Consider the following 24741-nt stretch of genomic DNA (forward strand, 5'->3'; position numbering starts at 1 on the left):
CACAGACTACTGGACTACGTTTATGAAATACGGATATTTCGACGACTCGCAACGCGAGTACGTCATCACGCGCCCTGACACACCTAAACCATGGATCAACTATCTCGGTGTTGATTCCTTCTTCGGTATCATTTCTAACACTGGCGGTGGTTACTGCTTCTACAGAGATGCCAAGCTAAGAAGACTCACCCGCTACCGATACAATAACATTCCTCTCGATTCTAACGGTAGGTACTTTTATATCAAGGATCAAGCTAGTGGAGAATACTGGTCAGCCACCTGGCAGCCTGTCCGTAAGGAGCTTGATAAATATGAATGCCGCCATGGCCTTGGGTATACTAAAATCGCTGCCAGCTACTCCTCCATAGAGACTGAAGTGCTCTACACAGTTCCTAAGGGAGAAACACTAGAACTACATCAGGTCAAGATCACGAATAGTGGTAACACTGTACGCCAACTATCACTGTTTTCATTTGTAGAATTCTGCCTTTGGGACGCCTCAGAGGATGACCGGAACTTCCAGCGAAATCTCAATATTGGTGAAGTCGAAGTAGAGGGTTCAACCATCTATCACAAGACAGAATACAGAGAGCGACGTAATCACTACGCCTACTATCATGTCAATGAGGCTGCTACAGCCTACACGACTGACCGTTTCGCATTCACCGGCACCTATGGATCTCTTGAGAAACCAGAAGCCGTTGAAACGGGTGAACTCGACAAGCAGATTGCATCAGGCTGGTCCCCAGTGGCATCCCATCAGATTGATGTCACCCTGGAGCCGGGTGAATCCAAAACCCTCGTATTTGTCCTTGGATACGCTGAGAATGAGCCAGAAAAGAAATGGCAATCACCGGGCATCATCAACAAAGAGGTCGCCCACAGCTCTATCAAACGCTTCAGCACCCCTGAATCTGTGGAGCAAGCCATGGCCGAAATCCAGAGCGAGTGGAACAAGCTACTGGCCCCATACCTCATCAAATCAGGCGATGAACGATTGGACCGTATGGTAAACATCTGGAACCCATACCAATGCATGGTTACCTTCAACATGTCGCGCTCCGCTTCCTACTACGAATCCGGAGTAGGCCGAGGCATGGGCTTTCGCGATTCCAATCAAGATCTGTTGGGATTTGTGCATCAAGTCCCAGAGCGTGCTCGCGAACGAATCATCGATATCGCCTCCACCCAGCTCTTAGACGGAGGAGCCTACCATCAATACCAACCGCTTACCAAAAGAGGCAATGCGGATATCGGAGGTAACTTCAATGATGATCCACTCTGGCTAATCCTCGGAGTTGGCGGCTACATCAGAGAAACAGGAGATATTGAGATCCTTGATGAAAAGGTCGACTTTGAAAATGAATCCTCTCTAGCAGCTCCACTACTCGACCACCTAGACAGATCCTTCACATTCACCCTGAATAATCTCGGCCCTCATGGCTTACCTCTGATTGGTCGTGCAGACTGGAATGACTGTCTCAACCTGAACTGTTTCTCGTCAGAACCTGGCGAGTCATTCCAGACGACAGCTAATCAGGAAGGTCGCACTGCGGAATCACTTATGATTGCTGGTCTCTTTGTCTATGCGGCCAAGGAATATGCAGAAATCCTCAGAACACTAGGCAAGGAAGACAAAGCTGAGTCCGTAGATGCTGCAGCAGCCAAAATGGTAGAGACGATCGACGTACACGGCCGTGAGCCTGAATGGTTCCTTCGTGCGTATGATTATTTCGGTAACAAGGTGGGAAGTCCTGAGTGCGAAGATGGAAAGATCTACATCGAGTCACAAGGTTGGTGCGTGATGGCCGGTTGCGGACATCAGGACGGGTTTGCTAGAAAAGCCTTGGACGCCACGGAGAAACATCTGGGTACAGCTCACGGACTAGTACTTCAACATCCACCCTATGCTGACTACCACCTGAACCTTGGAGAAGTTTCCTCCTACCCTCCTGGCTACAAAGAGAACGGAGGCATCTTCTGCCACAACAACCCATGGATCATGATTGCTGAAGCCATGCTTGGTAATGGAGAGAAGGCCTACGATTACTACAAACGTATTGCCCCTGCATTCCGCGAGGATGTCAGCGAAGTACACGGCCAGGAACCTTACGTCTATGCTCAAATGATTGCTGGTAAAGCCGCCGCGCGTCACGGTGAAGCAAAGAATTCTTGGCTCACTGGAACTGCAGCCTGGAACTATGTTGCAATCACACAGCATATTCTGGGTATCCGTCCTGGTTACGAGGGGCTGATCATTGATCCTAGTCTGCCAGCCGACATGGGCAAGGTGCAAATCGAGCGTGTCTTCAGAGGATGCACCTACAAGATTACCCTTCAACCTGCTGCTAGTGGAGCCTCACCGAGTATTATAGTAGATGGCGAGGTCACACATTCTAACGTGATTACCCCTCAACCGGAAAAAACTCTCTCCGTACTGGCGACCTACTAACAGCTACCAAACAAAGTTCATTACCTGAGTGCGTAATGCGTGAGCATATACCCTCATCCTGACAATTCGGGATGAGGGTATAATTTACCCCTGGTTTGCATAATCTGCACGACCACAAAACCATAGAAACCTCTATCTAGGACACTTATAAAATATAACAAATGGGCGCATTCAGACACACAAACACTGAACAATCACACCCTCACCTACTTGATCAGTCATACAAAGCTCCGCAAAGTAGTCGGAGATCATCACTATTCTATCACGATCAGACTACTTGCATATGAAACAACAATACGGATATTTTAGCAACGATACGCGAGAGTACGTCATCACGTCTCCGACCACACCAGTCAAGTGGACGAACTACCTCGGCACCATTGATTTTGGAGGTTTGATTGATAACACTGGAGGTGCACTACTCTGCGCTGGTGACCCCAGTCTGAACAGGATTTCCAAATACATCCCGCAGCTACCTGATACGGATTTCAAAGGCACCACGCTCTATCTACGAGTCAAGTCAACAACAGGCTATGAAGTGTATTCTCCGTTCTTTGTTCCATGCTTGAACAAGATGGAAAAGTTCGAATGCCGCGTGGGACTTTCCTATCAAAAATTTGTCACTCAAGTGGCAGGTATTGAAGTAAAAGCCACCATCTTCGTCCCCACGAATTCCTGCCTGGAAGTACGTGATATCACCGTGACTAATCACAGGAATGAAGCTGTCGAAGTGGACCTAATTCCAGTCATTGAATACAGCCACTTTGAAGCGCTTAAGCAGTTTACCAATGCTGACTGGGTACCTCAGACAATGACCAGCGAGGCCATCAAAGAAGACAATGGCCTGCTTACATTGCTCCAGTACGCCTTCATGCGTCGTGATAGCAAAGTCAACTTTTTCACCTCAAACAAACCGGTTAGCTCGTTTGAATCTGACCGGAAGAACTTCCTTGGTTGTGACGGTCTTGGTACGTGGGCTAATCCAAAGGCGCTGCAAGAGGACGAGCTATCAAACTACGAAGCTCTCCGCGGTGACAACATCGGAGCGCTTCTCATCAAATTAGGCAAACTTGATCCTGAAGCATCTGAGCGGGCTGTCATTCTCACTGGACAGGCTCTTAGAGAAGAATACGCAGACTGTGTTAGAGAATTCAGATCATTGGATCGCGTACACCGTGCTTTCAAAGAACAGGCTCAATACTGGGACAAGTATTTGAGCAATTATCAATGCACAACTCCGGACCCAGAGTTTGACGCAATGGTGAACGTGCACAACCCGCGTCAATGTCAGACGACCTTCAACTGGTCACGTTACCTTTCTCTGTACCAGCTTGGTCTTGGAGCTAGAGGACTTGGGTTCAGAGACAGTTCGCAGGACATCATGGGCGTTCTCGCCAGTATTCCTCACGAAGCCAAGAACTTGCTCCGCAAACTTCTCTATACGCAGAGAGAGGACGGTTCGGCAATGCACCAGTTCTATCCTGCCAGCATGGAAGCCAATGAAGGCGATTCACGCGAAGAGGGCCATAAGACCACTTATGGTGATGACCACCTCTGGGCTGTACTCTCCGTGTGTGCTTACTTGAGAGAGACTGGTGACTATGCATTCCTCGACGAGGAAATCACTTACTATGACAAGAAGCTTCCGGTAGAAATGAGATCCAAAGGCTCTGTCATGGACCACCTAACAAGAGCTCTGGAATATACAAAGAACAACGTCGGTCAGCACGGCATCCCTCTCCTTGGATTTGCTGACTGGAACGACACTGTGAACTTACCAGGTGATGCGGAAAGCCTCATGGTAGCTTCTCTTTATGGGGCTGGTCTACTGGAGTTTATCGAACTGCAAAAGCATCTTGGAAACTTCGATCTTGTTGAGAAGTATCAGCAGGACCACGAAGATATAAAAACTGTGGTCAATGAGCAAGGATGGGACGGTGAATGGTATCGCCGATACTATACTGAAGATGGTGAACCAATCGGTTCCAAACAGAACTCTCATGGCAAGATCTACACCAATGCTCAATCTTGGCCTGTTATTGCTGGCTTCTGTACCAGAGAACGCGCACATATCGCTCTCGACTCTGTAGAAGAACATCTCAATACCAAGTATGGCATCAAACTGAGTACCCCGGGTTATGATGGCTTTGATCCAAAACTAGGCGGTGTTTCCACCTATCCTCCAGGAGCTAAGGAAAATGGCGGTATTTTCCTCCATTCCAACCCATGGGTCATGATTGCGAACACGAAAATTGGCAACGGTGATCGTGCGTACAAGTATTTCTGCCAGATTAATCCAGCCACGAAGAACGAGGACATTGATGGCTATCAAGTTGAGCCGTACTGTTTTGCTCAGAACATCCTAGGCGATGAGCACCCTCAGTTCGGGCTCGGCAGGAATAGCTGGCTGTCAGGCACCTCGTCCTGGACCTATCAAGCAGCCACTCAATACATCTTGGGAGTTCGACCTACTCATCATGGACTTGAGGTTAACCCATGCCTCCCATCAACATGGGACAAGTGCCAAGTCACACGCCATTTCCGCGGGGCAACTTATCATATCAGCATCCATAACTGCAAAAAAGATGACTCATCCAAGCAAACCATCCTTGTTGATGGTACTAAACTAGAGGGTAGCATCCTACCTTTTGCCAAAGCTGGTACTGAAGTCACAGTCCAAGTATACCTCGGCCAAGCGGTCGCTGAGGCGCTTCCAGCCTAAGTCCTACAAGACAAGTCCTCTTTGTACAAACTGAAGCCAAGTACTGTTGGCTTCAGTTTTTTTGTTTCTATAAATGACTATACAATGTGCATGCAATTTTTTGTACGCAAATTCACAAATCAACCACGCGAACTAACACCTAAGCAATGTTGCTTAGATGCATGGCACATGCGTTTATAGTAAGTGGCATTCATCATTAAGATGAATTGCTGGGAAATCGGGAGTTAGCTCAAGAATCACTATGTGAGCGCTCTTACAGATGTCTTAGCAGTAGCCATGCCAACTCTGCATTCTCACCTAAACACCATAAAATCCATGAAGCGAGACAGCTACTACTCCACTGGGCGCAACCTCTCTACACCTGAAAAAGGTTTCGCACTCGTCTCTTCCATTATGATCATGACACTCCTCTTGATAGTGTCACTTGGTGTCATTTCACTCTCAGGGCTTGAAAGCAGAAGTTCTAATCAGGATGCAGATCTAGCACGGGCAAGATCCAATGCCCGTCTGGCACTCATGACTGCTCTGGGACAATTACAGGAGTTCGTAGGCCCAGACCAGCGCACCACAGCTAGCGCTGCCATACTTGACCAGAATCCATGGACGGAGGTAGCCGAAGGAGTCAATAATCCACACTACATCGGTGTATGGAGAACGGATGGCTTGAAAGAAGATGAGCCCAATACAGGCATTATTAGAGAAAATGAAGGTATACTTACTGATGTTCGCGTAGAGGAAAATACCAAACCTGAGGAGCAATGCCTCGCTTGGCTTGTTAGTGGTAAAATTGAAAATCCAGAGGAGGAAATCCCTGGAGATGAAAATAAAGATTACCTCGTAATAGCTCGCGATAAAAATGAGGCGAGCGGTTTGAATGATGTCAAAGTGCCGCTCGTTAATATCGATACCGATAAAAACAAACAAGGCACCTATGCATTCTGGGTTTCAGACGAGAATACCAAAGCCAAGATAAACTTAGATAAGATCTATGAAGAGAAAAACCCAAACTTATCCAATCCAGGTGACGGAGGTTACACCAGACTGTATACTCCAACGGATTTCAACCTTCAGGATTTGTGGGAAAACTATGGAGACTTGTCTCAGGACAATATCGATAAAATAGTCAGCACGAAGACTATTGAGCTCGCTCTCTCTGAAGATCAAGACGCGCCCAGCACCTATCATGACATCACGTCCTACTCGTATTCACTCCTTGTAAACCAGGTTGATGGAGGTTTGCAGCAAGACCTCACAGCTTATCTTGAAAACGGCAACCAACCAGCCTTAGGCGCCAGAAAGGAAGCCATCTCTGGTCTTGAACCCATTATTAATGATATCGCCTACAGGGACAAAGTTTCGCCTAGATTTTCAGCTTTAAAATCCTGGTATGACTTGTCTGACGAAGTATCTGGTTCACTCGGTAATCGCTCCATCGATGTACAGCTTCCTGAACTAGTCAGTAGCCGTCCGCGTCTAGGAGGCGTGAGGGAGCAACAAATCACCCCAGTGATGACTGAGGCGATGGTGTACATGAGACATACTTTCAACAACCGCAAGCCGGTGACCCTCTTCTACCCCAGAGTTGTTTTATGGAATCCCTACAATGTGAAACTGAAGGCCAAAGGTTACTACGTCTATTTTCATTTCGATAAAGATATCCAAATGAAGATCCGCTACCCTGACCCGAGCTCTCCCAATTCCATCAAAACTTCCACAGCAAGGCTTAACTATAACTTTAGTTACAATAGAAACAGAAGGCCTGTTTTCTACTTGGAGCCGACAGAATTGGAACCAGGTGAGGCTCTTGTGTTCACAGCCGAGCCTTCTGGATCAATGGTTGCAGGTAAGGCCATGCCTATGCAACTCGACAACAACTTCAAAGGTAACATCTTATCGGCATCAGCTGACCCTGCCGACAAGTTCTGTTTCATGGCTGAGATGCAGCTCGACGGCCAATGGGGAAGAGCCCTCCCTAACAACGTCAGCATGAATAAGGTCAGCTACAGTTACCCTCAGGAAATTTGGTGGCACGGCAGTAATGAGACCCAATCGGCCTTACTTTATTTGGACGATGGAGGTGGCAGCCCTAAAGTGACTGATTTTGCTTCGAGTAGATACCCCGAAGTTTCAGCGATGCGCTTTGATAATTTCAGTAGGGGGAACAATGGGCGATGGGGTCCAGTCTATACACCGCCTACCCAGTACACAGATATCAGTAATGCCGTGCAAGCTGGACCTGAAACTCTGGTACACTTGGGTGGTCGTCTTCGCTGGATGAACGAGGACTTTTCCAATAGATCCTTCGGTGAAGCCCTGAATGAACCTTGGTATGCAGCTCCTCTCGCGCACTCTAACGTGAGATCACCTAACCACTTCCGCTGGCTACGTGACAACATGATGGGACAACGGTATACTCAAGTCAGCACGGGAACCAGCGGTGCAAGAGCTCACCTTTACAGCTATGGAATTCTGTCCCAGACACGTCAGGCTCCTGACTGGATAGACTCCCAAGTCATGCCGTCTCTAGCGCCGAACGGAAACTATCGCACGGCAGTATTTCAGTCAGCTGACACAGCCAATGCCTTCAGTACTTATCCCTTGTTTGAGCTACCGCACAAAGAAATCCCAATCGTTTCGCTAGCGAGCTTATCTCATGCTCAAGTTTCGAGATATTGGTGGCAACCCACCTACCCCATCGGCAACTCATTAGCTCCAGTCAATATCCCCATTGATAAAAACGCTCTCACAGCTGCTGAGGAGGAATCAGAAAAGCAGACAACACTCTCCACCCTAATCAATAACAGCAATAACTACTTCACGCAGTTAAATGAATCTTCAGGTAATGTTCTAACAACCGACCTCTCCTATGAGTTAAACCATTCACTGTGGGATCGCTTCTTCCTTTCTGGACTCCCCTACTCTCAAGGTTCAGGAGGATGGAGTGGGGACAAATGGCCGGAAGATAAGCCACTACCGAACCCACGCATGACCTTCAACCCAGATAACCCTGAGAGTGGGACGTTTGCTGAGACAGCTGACTTCAATAGGTCTGCATCAAGCTTACTGATTGATGGTGGATTCAACGTGAATTCCCTGAGTGTAAAAGCTTGGAAAGCACTTCTGATGTCCTTCCGAGACATTGAGATGCCTCAGCGTAATGGAGATAAATACGAAACAGATTACGTCTTCAGCCGTTTGTATGTGCCAGCTGATGGAGGCCCAAGTAATAGTGTCAGATTATTCAACAATGCCTACCAAAAGAGTGAACTTTGGAACGGCTATCGTGCATTGACCGACGACCAGATCACTAAATTAGCTGAGAACATTGTGCGCGAAAACAAACGTCGCGGTCCATATCTTTCTCTCGCAGATTTCGTAAACCGTCGACTTAGTTCACAAAGTAACGATATGAAAATCGCACGTTCTGGTGCAATTCAAACTGCCATCGATCACTCACCAATCAACGTACGTCTCGATAACAAGTTTAACCAGGAATACAACTTACCATCTGATGACACCGCAGCCAATGATTACGAGTATGGTGCTGAGTATTGGGGCGGCCCTACGAGGACTCCAAAGCCACAGTCCTACACCGCTTTTGTAACCAATAGACAAGGTCCACAAGAAAGCTCAGCAGTGACAGCCACCAGATCTGAGGCTACAGGTGCTCCAGGGTATCTCATGGCATCTGATGTACTTCAACAAATAGGATCCGTCATACGAGCACGCTCTGACACCTTCGTCATTCGCGCATATGGCGATGCCCGCGACTCCTCAGGACGGATCCTCAGCAAGGCCTATTGCGAAGCTGTGGTCCAGAGAACGACCATTCCCGTTAACCCTGATGAAGCTACTGATGGTCTAGATCCATTACCGCCTCAAAGTGGTAGAAAAGATTTTGGAAGGAAGTTTAAAATCGTATCCTTCCGCTGGCTACCCAATGAAGAGATTTAAGCTCACACGGTTAAAGCATTCAATTTCAAGACCATGAATATTATTTTAAAGCTCATTGCGTTAGGCTGCTTCACTTCTAGTGTGTTAGCTGCCCCCACTTCTGCAGACAGTGTTCAGCCGGAGGAGAAACCCAGGACTCTAAAACTGCAGATAGCAACGGTAGGCCCTGTCAAACTAGCCAGATTCGGCAATGTCAGGAAAAAGCCTGAAAGACCAGAGGCTAAAGCCCCTGTCGCAGCAGGTGAAGGTACGACTCAAGCCAATGCTCAGACCAAAGAAGGCCAAGAGATTAATAACGCAAAAGCGGCCGGAGGAAAAACTGAGTTTCAGGTGCTCACAGATCCATCGGATGAAATCCCGCCGAACAGAGTTTTTGTCAAAACTATGGAAGGTAAGTATGAGCAGATTGTATGTGCATACAATTCGGTGTCTCCACCTATCGAGGTTCCCTATACCAGTGATATGCTCAACCTCTATACGATGCTTCCTCCTGCTCCAGGTGACAGTGAACCAAAATACAAGCGCATGACCAGCATCCCACTACCCGAGGGAGACCGTCATCTTCTACTCACGATCACTAAGCCTCTCAAGATCAAGAAATGGATTGATCCAATAGTCTCTGCTCATGATCTCACCAACACGAAGAATGGCAGTTTGATTGTGATTAACACGAGCGACGACCAAATCATCGGCTGCAAGATCGACGACACAAAGAAGGCTTTAGCTAAAGTAAGGGGACGTATCACCCACGAACCAAACGGGAAGAAAGTAGCTCATGTTATGATGGTAAGTCAGCGTTCATTAAGAGACGAGGACACCAAAGAACTACTACCATTTATAGACGGATATTTCCGTATCAAACCTGATAGCAAGGTACTCTTTTTGGTCTACTCTGTGACTCCGAAGGAATCCAGAAAGGGAGCTAAGTACATCCGCACTACCATCGACTCTTAATACCCAGCACGACTCATGAAGCTAAATACAATCAAACAATCCCTATTGTGCGTTGCTATCAGTTCAATTTCTATGACTGTCCTGAATGGCAAAGAAATTGTTCAGAACGGTGATTTCAAGAGCAAGAGACTCGAGCACTGGCAAGTTGGTGTTACCAAGAAATATGGGCAAGAACTGGAGAGTAAAGTGAAAGGCAATGCCATTCACTTTGAGAACATAAAGGAGACATCCCCCAAGTATGTCACCCTCTCCCAGTACATCGATCTGGAGGAAAACACAGAATACACCGTCAGCTTTGATGCAAAAGTTGGCGACAAAATGACGGGCAAAGTCACCATGGCTGTCGGGCGTCCTGGCTTTGCATGCCCTCTCCAAGACAAGTCAAATTACAACCACCTCAAGCCACGCATGCTCAAGGAACTCGGCCCTGAATGGAAGCATTTCGAATTCACCTTTAAAACCATCTACAAGACGGATAACAGTGAGGTATTCGAGAAAGGTTTCAAGATGAGCAAAGCGAAGGAAAAATGGAGAACCTACGAGAAGGATCCAGGCATTGCCCCAACACAGATCATCTTCAACCTCGGTGGCATGGGTGGCAACTTCAGTCTTAAATCTGTGAAGATAGAGAAGGTCAGCAAATAAACTCGTTTACTTGTACATTTGCTCCTCAAAGGGCGGTTCGATTTCCTCGATCCGCCTTACTTTTAGGACTGGATAGACGACGCCATCCAAGCGTTCATAGTACATCTCTCCCCCTACTTTGACCCAACTATTTTTTTCAATCTGAGGAAGCTCTCCATCAAATTCGATAGAGATTGGGATCGCTTTCATGTCTGCTGCACAGCAAGTCATAAACATCCGATATAGGCGCATACGCTTGCCACTCTCGTTGCGATTAGGTTCGTCTCTGAGAATCGCCTCAGTTTCAAAGTTTAGCCCTGTGAACACGCGCTCCAGGTCCGGATCGCCTGCTGAGTAGAATAACTCCAGCAAGTTCATCTGGTAGAAGCCATCGGCTGACTTGTCCCGAGTATCATCCAGAGTCTCTCTAGTGAACGGAGGAAGATCAGCAAGATAGCGCATGGATGCAGGATCTACATCCATTGCAGACTTCTTGTCAGTGATACGTTCATCGATCTTGTGCTCAGTCCAGTTAAGGGACGCCAAAATGGGCACCAAGAGAATCAACAAGGCCACGATCGGGTTGAGATCCGTTTCCTCATGATCATGACCGCAGTCACCACCATGGCCGCAGGATGTTTCCTTGCGGCACATCAGCAAATTGAATGCCCCTAGTACACAACAGGCCAAGCCCCCAACCAAAACGGTGAAATGAAACTTGGGATCCAGATACTTCCCTAGATTGGGTCCCACATAGAAATAAAGCATCACTGCCCCCCAGAGAATCACACAGAGGGAGAAGAATATCCGCTGTAAAACCTTCCAACTCATCGGCTACCTCCTTCACTCAAGATAGATGCTTCCAGGCTACGACACCACTCAAATAGGCCATCCCATTGTGCCCAAAGCAGACATATCGCTCCGACTATGATAAACAAGGAGATTGCAAACACCGCCAAGAACTTCTTCCTCATCACGGTCTGGTAAAGGAAGAGCAGTTTTACATCCAGCATGGGGCCAAAGACCATGAAAGCCATTTTTGAGGCATAACTGAATTTACCCAGAGAAGCTGCCAAAAACGCATCAGATGTACTGCACACGCTGAGTACGAATGCTAGCACCATGAGTAGTCCCGTGCCTTTGACTGGATCTCCGGCAAAGCTATCAATCTGCTTACTGTAGTCTACCTGCATGATGTTAAACATCGAGGTAAGACAGACACCAATGGTGAAATAGACAGCCACGTCTACGAAGTCCTTCATACCACTTCGCATGGCTGCAACTATGCGGTGCTTATCAGCATGATCGTGGTGGTCGTGGCCACAGTTTTCATGATGGTCGTGACTACATTTGTCATGGGCATGATCAGAACCACAGCATGCATGCTCAGAGTGGTCGTGATGATGGTGGTTATGCCCGCCACAACACTCAGAAGATTCACCATGAGAATCTTCCTTGGAAGCTTTGGAGACCGTCTTGAGTAATGATTTTTTGAGGATCTTCTCAATCGGCACGAACATCACGATCACGCCCACCAAGACAGCAATCAGGTAACCCATGCCAATACGAGAGAGCGTCATGTAGAGAGCCTGCTGATCACTGAATGCACTCCAGGTACTCAGAATAGTCACAGGATTTACAATGGGAGCTGCAAGCATATAGGTAAACGCACAGGACACGGGAAGTCCCTTGGCGACCAAGCGGCGAATCACCGGCACCACGGCACACTCACAAACCGGTAATATTACCCCCAAGAGTCCACATACCAAAACCGCAGGAAGTCTTTTCTTCGGCAGTAATTTCTCAAGCATTCCTGATGGCATATAGACATCAATGAAGCCACTGATGAGTGTCCCTAAGAGAATGAAGGGAGCTCCCTCCATCAAGAGACTGAGGAAATAATAAGCGAAAGTACTATGTGAAAAGCTCTCCATTATAATCGGATCCTTAGTTTTCTAGACTCAATAGTCTGAAGCGTCAATCCAACCCATCAATTATCGGCATTGGATGATTTTATAAGTTGGTTTTGCCCATTTTCATCTTCAAGGACAATCCAAGCCTTGATTCCAGCCTCTTTGACCAGCTTCTCCATGATATCCGGCCGAACACACAGAGCTGTGGCCAATGCATCACTCCAGGTCGTCTTGTCTGCGATCACCGTCGCAGAGATTCGTCTCTCAAGCCCCAGACCTGTAGCAGCATCCACGATGTGTGAGTAGCGCTTCCCCTCAATCTCGATCCATTGATGAATATCCCCTGAGGTCGAAATCCCTTTATCAACGAGTAACAACTGCTGAGGCACGAGCTTGTTTTCAGCATCCAGAGTTTTCAGGCTTACCGCCCAGCCCTCTTTACCACTTGGAGCCTTGCCCAGGCAGAGATCACCGCCTGCGGCCACACTAGCCTTCTTAATGCCGCGCTGCTGAAGCAGAGATAGGATGCTGTCCGCCGTATACCCCTTGGCAATTCCTCCAAGATCAATCCTCATGTTGGGTAGGAGTTTTGTGATGGTGGACTCTTCAGAGTTCAGGACTAGTTGATTCCAGCCAGTAGCCGCCTTGGCTTTGGCTATAGCTTCAAGCTTTGGCAAGGTATGATCTCTACGTGATTTTCTCCAGTTCCATGTGTGCCAGCCTACGGTAGGGTCATAAGCCCCCTCGGTAAGCTTTGAAATGGTCAATGCTTCCGCCAAAACATCCTTCAGAATCGGGCTCAAAATGAACGGTTGATTCTCCGGCCAGTGATTCAGCTTCATCAACTCACTGGTGGCATCATAGTCGGAACAAGCAGAGTTAATCTTCTTACCTAGCTCCACAGCAGCCCGGACATCCTCCTCGTCCAAGCCTTCACCACGCACTAAAAAACGCGTCCCCATCAGAGGGAACGCGTATTCTTTGATAGACTCATCCTCACTCGCTGAGGAGGACGTCATGGAAGACAGAAACGTAATGACTAAGAAACCAAGATACGGTAGCAGACGATACATCCTGAGCTTCCAGTTCTTGATTATTGACCCAGGTCTTCCTGGTTGAACTTCTGGATGCCTGCATCCGTATTCCAGTAACGGTGCATCATTTCAGCACTCGGAGTCTTCATCGGACGGATGATACGGAAACCAACGTGCTGGGCATCGGTGTGATACCAGATACTCTTGGGAACCTGTGGGTCTTGGTACTTGAGCTCCTTATCGGATTGCTCACGTGAAGCTGAGCGAAGCTTGTCCACAGCTGTATTCCAGTTACCACCACGGAATACACGTGGATAACGTGTGGTCGGAACTACCCATGGTTCTACCGCTCCGTCTTCTATCTGCTTGTAGGCATCAGCAGTGTACTGATCGAGAGTCCACTCAGAGACGTTACCAACCATATCGTAGAGACCAAAGGCATTCGGCCTCTTGAGTTTGACTTTTTGGTAAGTAAAATCGCTGTTATCTTCAAACCAGGCATACTCGTCGGCCTTAGAGGCATCGTCACCCCAGAAGTACTTGGTAGTGCTGCCCGCCCTGCACGCATACTCCCACTCGGCTTCTGTAGGGAGGCGGTAGAAATGACCTGTCTGGGCACTCAGCCATTGGCAGAATTTATTAGCAGCATGGTTTGTCATCTCCATGGCTGGATACTCATCATCAGGAGAGAATGTGCCATTAACAAACATGTCCATGTACTGAGGTGTAGGCTGGGCCACGAGGTCAGCCAATTCGGTATCTGGCTCTACCTCCTTAAGGGTACCATCCTTCTTACGAGCATCTCCATTCTCATAGTAGGCACGATAAACAGCCCATGGAATTTCAATCTCACAAACCCACATAGGCTCGACTTGAATCTTACGCTGAGGGCCCTCATCGGGATCCCTACCTTCTTCACCTTCTGGTGAACCAATGGTGAACTCACCACCCGGGACGGCAACCATGGTGATTTTTGCATCGCCAGCTTTAGGTACGGAGAGTTCGTAGGTCTTCATCTCAGCCTCGCTGGCAGGATCCGCAGTTTTTGCGATCAGAGCGTGGATTTTCTTGGTGAGGTCCAGTCTGTCTTCATTCAGCATTTCACCAGTCAATTCAGGAGCTTTAGCACTAGCCCCCCCCACCTCAGCTGAAACCTTGTCCGTAGCGTCCTCACCATTGCCTTGTGGAGCTTCAGTTTTTTTATCCTTTGCTTGCTCGTTGGCTGTGACTCCACCGAAGAGTTCCTTTCCTTGCTCAGTAAGCTTATATTGGGAATGTTCCTCACCGCAGCCTGTAAGAAGGACTGCAAGCGCTGTTCCACTAGCTAGTTTACTCGTAAATTTCATGTGTAATTAATATATGCGGAATGTGTGAATGGTCAATTTAGCTGTCAGTACTGCTCCTGCAACAGCAATCTGTCATCACTTTTCCTCATTACTGTGTAGGCCAATCCTCATTATTCATCTTATCCGTCCATTCGTCAGTATTCCAAAGTTTGTGCATCGTATTCAGATCCGGCGTTTTCATTGGCCTGACAACTCTAAAGCCAACATGCTGACCATGAGTAAAATACCAGACACTTTTGGGATTTTGAGGATCCAGCCATTTGAGCTCCTCGGTACTGGAGAATTGTCTCGAAGATGAACGTATTTCAGAGAGTTTACTTTTCCAGCTGCCACCACGGAAGACCCTAGGATATCTGGTTTCTGGCTCTACCCAGTTGAATCCTGTCGTAACCGGCGTCCTGTAAGCATCAGGCTTGTATTGATCGAGAGTCCATTCGGCAACATTTCCCAGCATGTCATAAAGACCAAAGGCATTCGGCTTCTTCAGCTTCACTTTTTGATATGTGAAATCTGCATTATCCTCATACCACGCATACTCTGCTACTTGTGCGGGGTCATCGCCCCATGGATAAGCAGTCGTACTGCCAGCTCGGCAGGCATACTCCCATTCGGCCTCTGTGGGTAAACGATAGTAATGCCCCGTCTGAGCACTCAGCCATTGGCAGAATTTATTGGCAGCATGATTAGTCATGTTCATGGCCGGATATTCATCCTCGCTCGAAAAGCTTCCGCTGACGAACATATCTTTTACTTGAGGAGTGGGTTGACTGATCAGTGAGGTCAATGGTGTATCAGGCTCAATCTCTTTGAGAGTGCCATCGTCCTTACGGGCTTCACCATTCGTGTAATACGAGCGATAGACAGCCCAAGGGATTTCAATTTCGCAAACCCACATCGGCTCAATGGACAAGTTTCTTTGTGGCCCCTCATCCTCTTTTCTACCTTTTTCCCCCTCAGGTGAGCCCATGGTAAACTCGCCACCAGGTATGGCGACCATTTTCAAAGTATAGCCATTCGCGAGAGGCACAGCCTCTTCATAGGTCTTCATCTCAGATTCCGACTTGGGATCAGGATTCCTGATGATGAGATCATAAACCTGCTTAGTAATATCCAAGCGATGTTTAGCTCGTAGGTTCGCAGGCATATTCTCTTGCGGAGGTACAGCTTCACCATCGACATTAGTGACCTGATATTTCTCTAAACCAAAAAGAAGTCTCCCCTCTTTGTTAAGCGTGTAACTATCCAGAGAATCATTACATGCCACGTCAAGAATTGGAAACAACAGTAAGCTAAAAAATTTGAAGGCAATGCGCATATTTCCCACAATACCTTCCATCATTCGTATTCTTTTCATTACCTTCGAATACCTACAGAAGAAGAAAGCTGACCACTAGATTCTGACAAAAGCTGACACACAGCACGTATGTATACTTGTCCAAAGCGAGTCTTCGCTGATATTCAGACTTAACCGAGTCTTCCTCTGAATCAGAATAATGCACCTCTATCTCCAAAGATTATTTTTACTCATAGCTGTCTCCCATAGTGCTTTATATGGTCAGCCCAATTATGAGCTACAACCGAGCAACTATAGCAAGGCCCAAGAATCCAATACCATCAGCCGGCTGCAAGCTGCAATGGATGAGCAACGAAGAACCTTGCCAGGTAGTAGCCCAAAAGAGCTTCTCAAGTCTCTTCTGGATGAATTGGGCATTCCCACCTCATCACAGACGCTGGTATTTTCCAAAACAAGTTTGCAGCGTGACCTGATTACCCCAAAGAACCCTCGGGCTATCTACTTTAACAGGGATTTTTATGTAGGTTATGTACCTGGTGGTCTGATTGAAGTAGTCGCCTGTGATGATCCCACGGGGATGATGTTTTACAGTCTCAACCCGAACGAAGCGCCCGAACAAAGAAAATTCGTACGCTCCAGCGAATGTCTGCTGTGTCACGCAAACTCCAGAACCAAGGAGATCCCTGGTCTACTGGTGCGTTCCGTCTACCCCGATAAAGAAGGCCAGCCCATTCTCTCTTGGGGAGACCATCTCACTACACCATCGAGCCCGGTCTCCGAGCGCTGGGGTGGATGGTATGTCACTGGGAAACACGGCTCAGCCAAGCACCTCGGCAACAAATGGGTCAAAGAAGGAAACCGATTTAACAACTCTCATGGAAGCAATCTAGAAGACCTAACAGAATACATCAAAACAGACAACTATTTGGCACCTGGAAGTGACATCACTGCGCTGATGGTCATGGAGCATCAAATCGAATTTCACAATACATGCTACGCTGCAAAGACAAATTTCGAGCGACAAGTGTATCTGCACAAGGCTCTGTACGATGGTAAGGTTGACTACACTAGTGAAGCCCTCTCCAAAGCGATTCACTCCTACGCAGAGGGTATACTCAAGGTTATGTTATTCGCAGATGAGGCTCTAGTTCCTGTCGATGGAATCCAAGGCTCAAAAGAGTTCGAGAGAGATTTCATCGCAGCTGGTATGGAGTATGATGGTCACAGCTTACGCGAACTCAGAATGCAACGGCGCATGTTCAAGTACCGTTGCAGCTATATGATTTTTAGTAAAAGTTTCGAGTATCTCCCCACACCAATCAAACAAAAGGTGCTTGAGGATCTACATACGATTCTCACTTCTGATAATAATCGCCCAAGCTTACCCGAACTCAGCTCACGAGAAAAGCAACGTGCCCATGCCATTCTGCTGAACCACCATGAAGCATATAAAAAAGTCGCTACGTCCAGGTAATGACCTGCTACTCAATTGGGATAGACTTAAAATCTTTGGTTAGATTCATGATCGATTCCTCTACCCCGAGTCTCTCGATGCTCGATGCCCCTACGAATCCCACAGTATCTGTGTGCTGATTGATATAGGCTGCATCCTCAGGAGTACAAATAGGGCCGCCATGTGATAAAAAGATGATGTCTTCCCGGACGTTCTTTGCGGCATCAATAATATCCTGAGTCCTCTTCGCGGCATCTTCCATCGAGCATACGGCATTGGTCACTCCGATTGACCCGCCAACGGTGGTGCCTACGTGAGCAATGATGGAATCTGCACCAGCTTTCGCCATCGCGGAAGCCTGTTCAGGGGTCGTCACGTAAACCGAAGTAAACAAATCCATCTTGCGAGCCAAGGCCACCATCTCGACTTCTTTTTCCACACCCATTCCCGTTTCTTCCAAAACTCGACCGAAATGACCGTCCACTAGAGTATGCGTAGGAAAATTGTTCACTCCCGAAAAGCCCATTTCCTTCACCTTGAGAAGCCAATGCCACATTCTACGCCTAGGGTCCGTGGCGTTAACCCCACAAAGAACCGGGATTTCTTCCACGACTGGAAGCACTTCATATTCGCCAATCTCCATGGCTATCGCATTCGCATCTCCATAGGACATCATGCCAGCTGTGGAACCGTGCCCAGCCATACGAAAACGACCCGAGTTATAAATAATCAGAAAGTCCGCTCCACCTTTTTCGATAAACTTGGCACTGATCCCCGTACCAGCACCCGCGGCAATGATCGATTGGCCTGATGTTAAAGTAGCTTGAAGTCGCTCGATGACTTCCTCTCTCGTGTAGGGGTTCCCCTTTCCTGTCCATGGATTCGGCATAGTGACTTGTAATTGGTATCTTAAGTAACGATCTACAGCTGGATTTCACGTATCTCCAGAGAAATGCCCTCATTTGTGCCCACCTCTACCATTTAAAGATCCACATTGGCTCAACTCCTGTGCTAGAGTTTTAATAATGAATCCCTCTAATCAAAAGGAATGCAGCCTCTCGGAAACACACATTTTCGGCCAAGATACCACCCTTCAGTGCGTTCGTGCACATGACCATGACTCCAGAGACTGGATCATCCAACAACCTGTGTGCAATGCTCTGCAGCAGTTCCAAATGGAGCATGCCGGTATTATGCATGCCAGATCTCCATACGAGGTTGTTAGAATGCGACAAAAGGGAGCTTTCTTTATGGTTACTACGCAAGGCCGTGGCCGTATTCTAACCGATAAAGGGTGGCACCTTACTTCGCCCGGTGAAGCGTGCCTGCTGCCAGCCTACACCACAAATGCCTTTCACTGTATCGAGGGAATACCATGGGACTTTTGCTGGGTACGCTATGAACATCCGGAGGGCCAAATCCCACTGATTAATTCTACCCAGCCAGTTGTAGCCCCTTTTGAAAGCGATCAATTCTTTTCGGCCATGCAGGGTATGCTGACTGAGGCCACCACCCGCAATCGTTTCGCGATTACCCAACAATGGGTTCGCTTGATTCATATCTATGTCAGCGAGTTCATTGCTCCCTACCGTAGTGATGACCGTCTATGGAGGCTATGGAGCGCAGTTGAAGATCGCTTGGACAAAGATTGGGACTTACCACTGATGGCGAAAGAAGCCTGCATGAGTGGCGAGCACTTGAGACGCTTGTGCCACTCCCAACATGGGCGTAGCCCTATACAGCAATTACGCTGGTTACGCATGCAGAGAGCAGCAGCCTTGTTAGTAACATCAGATCATAAAATCGAATCAATCGCTTACGATGTAGGCTACAAAAACCCGATCGTCTTCAGCACGGCTTTTAAGAGAGAATTCGGTGTCCAGCCCTCTACATTCAGGGCGGATCAGGCAGGGATCAGACGCACACTCGGCTAGAACCCATATTCCATCAGAAAGATCCCCAACTAACTCACACCAATCCACATCTGCTTGCAGCTGAGAAAGAATGAGAGAGTTTGAGTCTGTATTCAGCAACACATGAACTTCACTACTCCATCACTCCATAAATTGATACGCATTGGCTTTTACAGTTTCTGCACTCTGCTCTTCTCGGTTCTCTTTACGCTATCCGTACACAGTCAATCAGCAGGCAAAGATCTTGAAGCCAATGAGGGTGGTAAGAGGGCCACCAAAAGACTGGAGGTTCTCTTCTTAGGACCAGTCCCAAGTGGACACCATCCAGTTACACGCTTTCAAATTATTCGCAAAGCACTTGGCCCCAAAGGCATCAACTTCACCTATACGGAAGATCTCAATGCACTTAACCAAAAGAACCTAGCCCTTTATGATGCTCTTCTCATTTACGGGAACAACGACTTTCTCGCCAAGGAACAAGAGTTAGCCCTATTAGATTATTCTAAAAATGGTGGTGGCTGTGTCTTCCTTCACTCAGCATGCGGCTGTTTTCCAAACTCTGACGCCTACATCAAACTACTTGGAGCCCAGTTTAAATCCCATGGAAGAGGCGTCTTCGAACCCAGGATCGTCGATCATGATCATGAGGTCATGAAGGGCTTCGAGAGTTACAAGGTATGGGACGAAAGCTATGTTCATCAGAAGATCAATCCGGACAAGCATGTCTTGATGAAGCGCGAGGACGAACCGTGGACCTGGGTCAGAACCAATGGCAAAGGTCGGATATTTTACACGGCAAGCGGTCATGACGAACGCTGCTGGAATCACGAAGGTTACCAGGACTTAGTCTATCGCGGTATTGTATGGGCTGTAGGCGAAGAAAAAAGCAAAGCTTTCAAAGCTGTCAGTCTGCCAAAGCTAGAATACCAAAAGACTGAAGTCAGCATCATCCATGCGAAGAGCTGGGGCGAACCACTTGACCGTAAAGTCCCCCACACTCATCTTCAAAAAGCACTCAGTGTCACTGAATCCATGCAGTTAACCCAGGTTCCCGCAGACATGGATCTCCAACTATTTGCCAGCGAGCCAGACATCATCAACCCGATTGCTATCAATTGGGATGAAAAAGGACGGATGTGGGTTGTTGAAGCCTATGATTACCCGAATAGCTTTATCTCTAACAAACCTGGAAAGGACCGTATTCGTATCGCCGAGGATACAGACGGAGACGGACAAGCCGACAAGTTCTCTACCTTTGCAGAAGGTTTGTCCATCGCCACTTCAGTACTGCCCATCAAAGGTGGATGCATTACAACGGATCTCGACGAAATGGTCGCATTGACCGATACCAATGGAGACGGCAAAGCAGACAAACGCAGAGTCATCTTCAAAGGCATCCAGCTCTGGGACACGCACGCCTGTGTATCCAACTTGCGCTACGGCCTCAATGGCTGGATCTATGCCACCTGCGGTTATTCCGGCATGAAAACAAAGGTCGGAGGCAAAGACATCCATTTCAGACAAGGAGTCTTCCGCTTCAAGGAGGACGGCTCAGATTTCGAGTTCCTGCAGGGAACGACAAACAATACTTGGGGGCTTTCTATGACTGCAGAAGGTGAGCTTGTGGGTTCTACCGCCAACAACAACCCATCCTTCTATGTCGATGTCCCGAATCGATTTTACAATAATCTAAAGCAGCCCAGAACACCGCGTGCTGACAGTCAAAACAGAATCTACCCTATCACCTTCGATTTCCTCCAAGTTGACGTCAAAAACGGCTTCACAGCCGCAGCTGGTCACACCATTTACAATGGGAGCCTGTTCCCAGAGAGTTGGAAAAACAAACGCGCACTCATTTGTGAACCGACTGGTAAACTCGTGTCATCCCCTCAATTTGAGCGCCACGGCGCGGGATTTAAGATTTCAAACACCTACCAGAATATTTACGCATCCGCTGATTCTTGGTCAGCACCAGTAGCGGCAGAAGTAGGCCCAGACGGCGCCGTGTATATCGCGGACTGGTACAATGCCATCGTGCAGCACAACGTCTATGGAGATGAACAAACGAAAGGTAAAGGCAACGCCTATCTCACTCCAGAAAGAGACCGTAGTCATGGCCGCATCTACCGAATCTCTCCAATAAGCTCAAAGCCTATCGCCACTCCCTCACTTCAGACAAAGAAGCAATGTGTCGAAGCTTTGAATCACCCAGACTTCTTCTGGAGAGTAACAGCTCAACGACTTCTGTTAGGCGGAGATTTCAGCGAGGTAAAGAATCTGCTCATTGCGAAGCTCCGCAATGATGACCAAGCCTGCTTACACAGCATCCACATTTTAGGGCAACGACTATCTGAAAATGAAATCGAACAAATTCTCTCGCCTTGTCTTCGTTATGAAACACCAGGAATCAAGTCCGCGGTGCTCACCTATTTACCGAAAACCCTCGCTACCTCACTAAAGCTGATCCAAGATCTGTCTGAGTATACAGCGCCAGAAAAGAAAGCCGCACTTCTCTACCTCGCCAGCGTTCCAAAATCAGATGACATCCTCAAGCAACTGAAGCCTTTGAAATCGGAACTATTATCTGACCCCACACTCAAGCAGGCCGTACTCGTCACCTTCGTGGCCCATGGGGAATCCGCTCATAAAGCAACCGTAGTTAAGAAAAAACTCCCCCCGTCTGCCAGCGCCATGCGTGGAGCCAAAGTCTATGAGAAAGCTACCTGTATCGCTTGCCATCAACCCAATGGTGATGGCGTGCCGGGTGCCTTTCCTCCGCTCAACGGCTCCGAATGGCTCTCCAGAAATCACGAGGACAGTATCAAGGTCGTACTCAAAGGTCTCAATGGTCCAATCAAAGTAAAAGGCAAGGAGTTCAATGGTGGAATGCCAGCTCAAGAATCCCTGAGCGATCAAGAAATCGCCGATGTTCTCAGCTATGTGCGCAATAGCTGGGACAACCAGCTCGGAGATATTGCGGTCAGTGAAGTCACCCGCATTCGCAAGGAGCTGGCAGGACGTAAAGATCCATTCACCGCTAAAGACTTCTCGGGTAGTGCGCAAAAAGCGAAGCACTCCTATGAGTTGGACCAAAGTCTCCAAGACCAAATCGGCAAGAAAGACGCCAAGCGTATTGGTTCAGCAGCAGGCCAAGCCGACAACCTTTCGACCAACAAGGGAGAGAAGACGACAGAGATCAAACATGATTCCTATCTTGATCTTCCTAACAATCTAATCAGCGACTTGGCCAAGTCAGCTGTACTAGGCTCTCTATCCGTAGAAATAGAACTCACTGTCAAAGAGAATAAACCTTGGGCCGAGGCATGGAGCTTCGGAACAAGTGATCATGGTGAGGATAAATCCAATGGAGCCTCCAAGTCGGATTACATCACTCTGATCCCGATGAATGCACAGAACAAACGAGTTCGACTCGCTGCCCGTGGTAAAGGTAAAGAGCTCTTTATCGATGGTAAGTCGCCACTGACTCCAGGAAAAAAACACCGAGTGATTGCCACCTTTACCGCAAGTGAAATGAGCCTGTACGTTGATCAAGCACTCGTAGGTACAAGCCCATTACCGGATGGGCTCGACCTCACAAAATTCACAAACAACAACAACTGGATTGGCAGATCACAGTTCAATGACCCGATGTTCTCGGGCGCTATCCATTCCCTGAAGCTCTATGATACTTGCCTGAGCCCCCAACAGATTGAGAGTAGAAAGTAGTTACTCTTTTATAACTGACTCCTTGGTGCCATCCCCAAGTCGGGTCACGATGACATCCCCCTCTTTCATCTTGGAAATACTTTTGATGATCTTACCGTCTTTGTCCGTGGTTACAGAAAACCCGCGGGCAAAGGCACTCTCTGGCCCAAGTGTCCTGAGGAGGTCCGCCTTTCTTTGCAGCTTATCAGACATGCGCTGTAGGGTAGATTGCAGTACATTCTCCAGAGCTGACTTTTTGCTCTGTAGATATTCCTCACGGCGTTCGATTACTCTCTCGGGATGCACATTGGCATGCCTGAGCCTCACCTCGCGGACACGTAATTCCTGCTCACTCACTTGATCCTCCACGGCGAGTTCCAAATCTCTGCCCAGCTGAGCCACACGCTGCATGGGCTCCAGTAAGAGTCTATCTACTGAACGAGACAAGGCCCCGCGACGCATAGAAGCGATGGTCGTATCAAAATGTCTGATCTCACTTTCAACCCTACGGTTCATCAGCGTAGATAAGTTACTCAGTCTATCCCTGAGTTCGTCACCATCGGGAACCACAATTTCTGCAGCAGCACTTGGTGTTGGCGCGCGCATATCCGCTAAAAAATCAGCAATCGTAAAATCAATCTCATGTCCCACCGCGCTGACAATCGGCAAACTACAAGCAGCAATGGCACGAGCTACGACCTCTTCATTGAAATTCCACAGGTCCTCAAGCGATCCGCCACCACGCCCCACAATGAGCACATCCACCTGAGGCAAACCGTTTTCCTCCCATTCGCTCCATTCATCAATCGCCTTGGCAATCCCCATCTCGGCCCCTTTACCCTGCACCTGGACTGGATAAAGGACAGGTTGAACCCACGGCGCTCTACGCTCTAACACATGCAGCATATCCTGCAGTGCTGCTCCTGTACCAGAAGTAATGAGCCCTACTCTCATGGGGAAAGGTGGCAGAGACTTCTTCTTATCCTGATCAAACAGTCCCTCGGCATCAAGCTTGCGCTTCAAGGCTTCGAACTTTGCCTGCAGTTCCCCCTCGCCTGCATTTTCCACAGAGCGCACAATCAACTGTACGCTGCCCCTGGCTTCGTAGACCGACACCTCACCAAACAACTTCACCTGCATGCCGTTTTCTGGCTGAACTTTGGACTTCACGGCATTGCCTCGGAACATCACACAGCTCATCTGGGCATTTTCATCCTTCAGAGTGAAGTAGATGTGGCCGCTCGCCTGTCTGCGTAAGTTTGAGACTTCACCTTCCACCCATACCTCACCAAGCTCGATCTCCAGAAGATTACGCATCTTCCGAACGAGCCTGGTCACTGTCAAAGTCTTCTCATCAGCCATTGACTGAGTCTGTAG

General features: G+C 48.1%; 15 protein-coding genes. 8 read left to right on the forward strand and 7 right to left on the reverse strand.

Annotated elements, in window-relative coordinates; translation table 11 throughout:
* The first annotated feature begins 22 nt into the window (after positions 1 to 22).
* The 5 genes from BUB27_RS09030 (at position 23) to BUB27_RS09050 (ending at position 10727) form a co-directional block, all read left to right on the forward strand.
* Entirely contained in the window at positions 23 to 2452 is a 2430-nt protein-coding gene (locus BUB27_RS09030; protein ID WP_143183480.1) for a glycoside hydrolase family 94 protein, read from the forward strand.
* Positions 2453 to 2735: 283 nt separating this feature from the next.
* Positions 2736 to 5174 carry a glycoside hydrolase family 94 protein gene (locus BUB27_RS09035; protein ID WP_143183481.1) on the forward strand — a complete coding sequence of 813 codons (2439 nt, stop codon included), beginning with the start codon at positions 2736 to 2738 and terminating at the stop codon, positions 5172 to 5174.
* A gap of 315 nt (positions 5175 to 5489) precedes the next feature.
* Positions 5490 to 9128, forward strand: a complete 3639-nt coding sequence (locus BUB27_RS09040; protein ID WP_143183482.1) for a PilW family protein — start codon at positions 5490 to 5492, stop codon at positions 9126 to 9128.
* Positions 9129 to 9161: 33 nt separating this feature from the next.
* Positions 9162 to 10082 carry a hypothetical protein gene (locus BUB27_RS09045; RefSeq protein WP_143183483.1) on the forward strand — a complete coding sequence of 307 codons (921 nt, stop codon included), beginning with the start codon at positions 9162 to 9164 and terminating at the stop codon, positions 10080 to 10082.
* Positions 10083 to 10154: 72 nt separating this feature from the next.
* Positions 10155 to 10727: a carbohydrate binding domain-containing protein gene (locus tag BUB27_RS09050; RefSeq protein WP_159434886.1), complete on the forward strand. Its 573-nt coding sequence runs from the start codon at positions 10155 to 10157 to the stop codon at positions 10725 to 10727.
* A 6-nt stretch (positions 10728 to 10733) separates the two neighbouring features.
* On the opposite strand, the gene BUB27_RS09055 is transcribed toward BUB27_RS09050, so the two are convergent.
* The 5 genes from BUB27_RS09055 to BUB27_RS09075 form a co-directional block, all read right to left on the reverse strand.
* Positions 10734 to 11537, reverse strand: a complete 804-nt coding sequence (locus BUB27_RS09055; RefSeq protein WP_143183485.1) for a TIGR03943 family putative permease subunit — start codon at positions 11535 to 11537, stop codon at positions 10734 to 10736.
* Positions 11534 to 12640 (reverse strand): permease, encoded by a 1107-nt coding sequence (locus BUB27_RS09060; protein ID WP_143183486.1) that lies wholly within the window; start codon positions 12638 to 12640, stop codon positions 11534 to 11536. Before BUB27_RS09060 ends, BUB27_RS09055 begins: the two co-directional genes overlap by 4 nt.
* Before the next feature lie 56 nt (positions 12641 to 12696).
* On the reverse strand, positions 12697 to 13638 hold the full coding sequence (locus tag BUB27_RS09065) for an FAD:protein FMN transferase (protein WP_159434887.1): 942 nt from the start codon (positions 13636 to 13638) through the stop codon (positions 12697 to 12699).
* A 74-nt stretch (positions 13639 to 13712) separates the two neighbouring features.
* Positions 13713 to 14999 (reverse strand): formylglycine-generating enzyme family protein, encoded by a 1287-nt coding sequence (locus BUB27_RS09070; protein ID WP_200797096.1) that lies wholly within the window; start codon positions 14997 to 14999, stop codon positions 13713 to 13715.
* An 88-nt stretch (positions 15000 to 15087) separates the two neighbouring features.
* Positions 15088 to 16338 carry a formylglycine-generating enzyme family protein gene (locus BUB27_RS09075; protein ID WP_159434888.1) on the reverse strand — a complete coding sequence of 417 codons (1251 nt, stop codon included), beginning with the start codon at positions 16336 to 16338 and terminating at the stop codon, positions 15088 to 15090.
* Between the two features lie 295 nt (positions 16339 to 16633).
* On the opposite strand from BUB27_RS09075, the gene BUB27_RS09080 reads away from it, so the two are divergent.
* Positions 16634 to 17767, forward strand: coding sequence for a hypothetical protein (locus BUB27_RS09080; protein WP_143183489.1), 1134 nt, complete (start codon positions 16634 to 16636; stop codon positions 17765 to 17767).
* A 7-nt stretch (positions 17768 to 17774) separates the two neighbouring features.
* Here the strand turns inward: BUB27_RS09080 and BUB27_RS09085 are convergent, their stop codons facing one another.
* Entirely contained in the window at positions 17775 to 18635 is an 861-nt protein-coding gene (locus tag BUB27_RS09085; protein WP_143183490.1) for a phosphoenolpyruvate hydrolase family protein, read from the reverse strand.
* Between the two features lie 136 nt (positions 18636 to 18771).
* On the opposite strand from BUB27_RS09085, the gene BUB27_RS09090 reads away from it, so the two are divergent.
* Both BUB27_RS09090 and BUB27_RS09095 read left to right on the forward strand, forming a co-directional pair.
* Positions 18772 to 19680, forward strand: a complete 909-nt coding sequence (locus BUB27_RS09090) for a helix-turn-helix transcriptional regulator (protein WP_143183491.1) — start codon at positions 18772 to 18774, stop codon at positions 19678 to 19680.
* Positions 19681 to 19782: 102 nt separating this feature from the next.
* A complete protein-coding gene (locus tag BUB27_RS09095) occupies positions 19783 to 23385 on the forward strand; it encodes a PVC-type heme-binding CxxCH protein (protein ID WP_143183492.1) in 3603 nt (1200 codons plus the stop codon).
* Here the strand turns inward: BUB27_RS09095 and xseA are convergent, their stop codons facing one another.
* Positions 23386 to 24726, reverse strand: coding sequence for an exodeoxyribonuclease VII large subunit (gene xseA, locus BUB27_RS09100; protein WP_143183493.1), 1341 nt, complete (start codon positions 24724 to 24726; stop codon positions 23386 to 23388).
* Positions 24727 to 24741 lie beyond the last annotated feature (15 nt).

Origin of the sequence: Rubritalea squalenifaciens DSM 18772 (assembly GCF_900141815.1) — a bacterium.
Classification (GTDB): domain Bacteria; phylum Verrucomicrobiota; class Verrucomicrobiia; order Verrucomicrobiales; family Akkermansiaceae; genus Rubritalea; species Rubritalea squalenifaciens.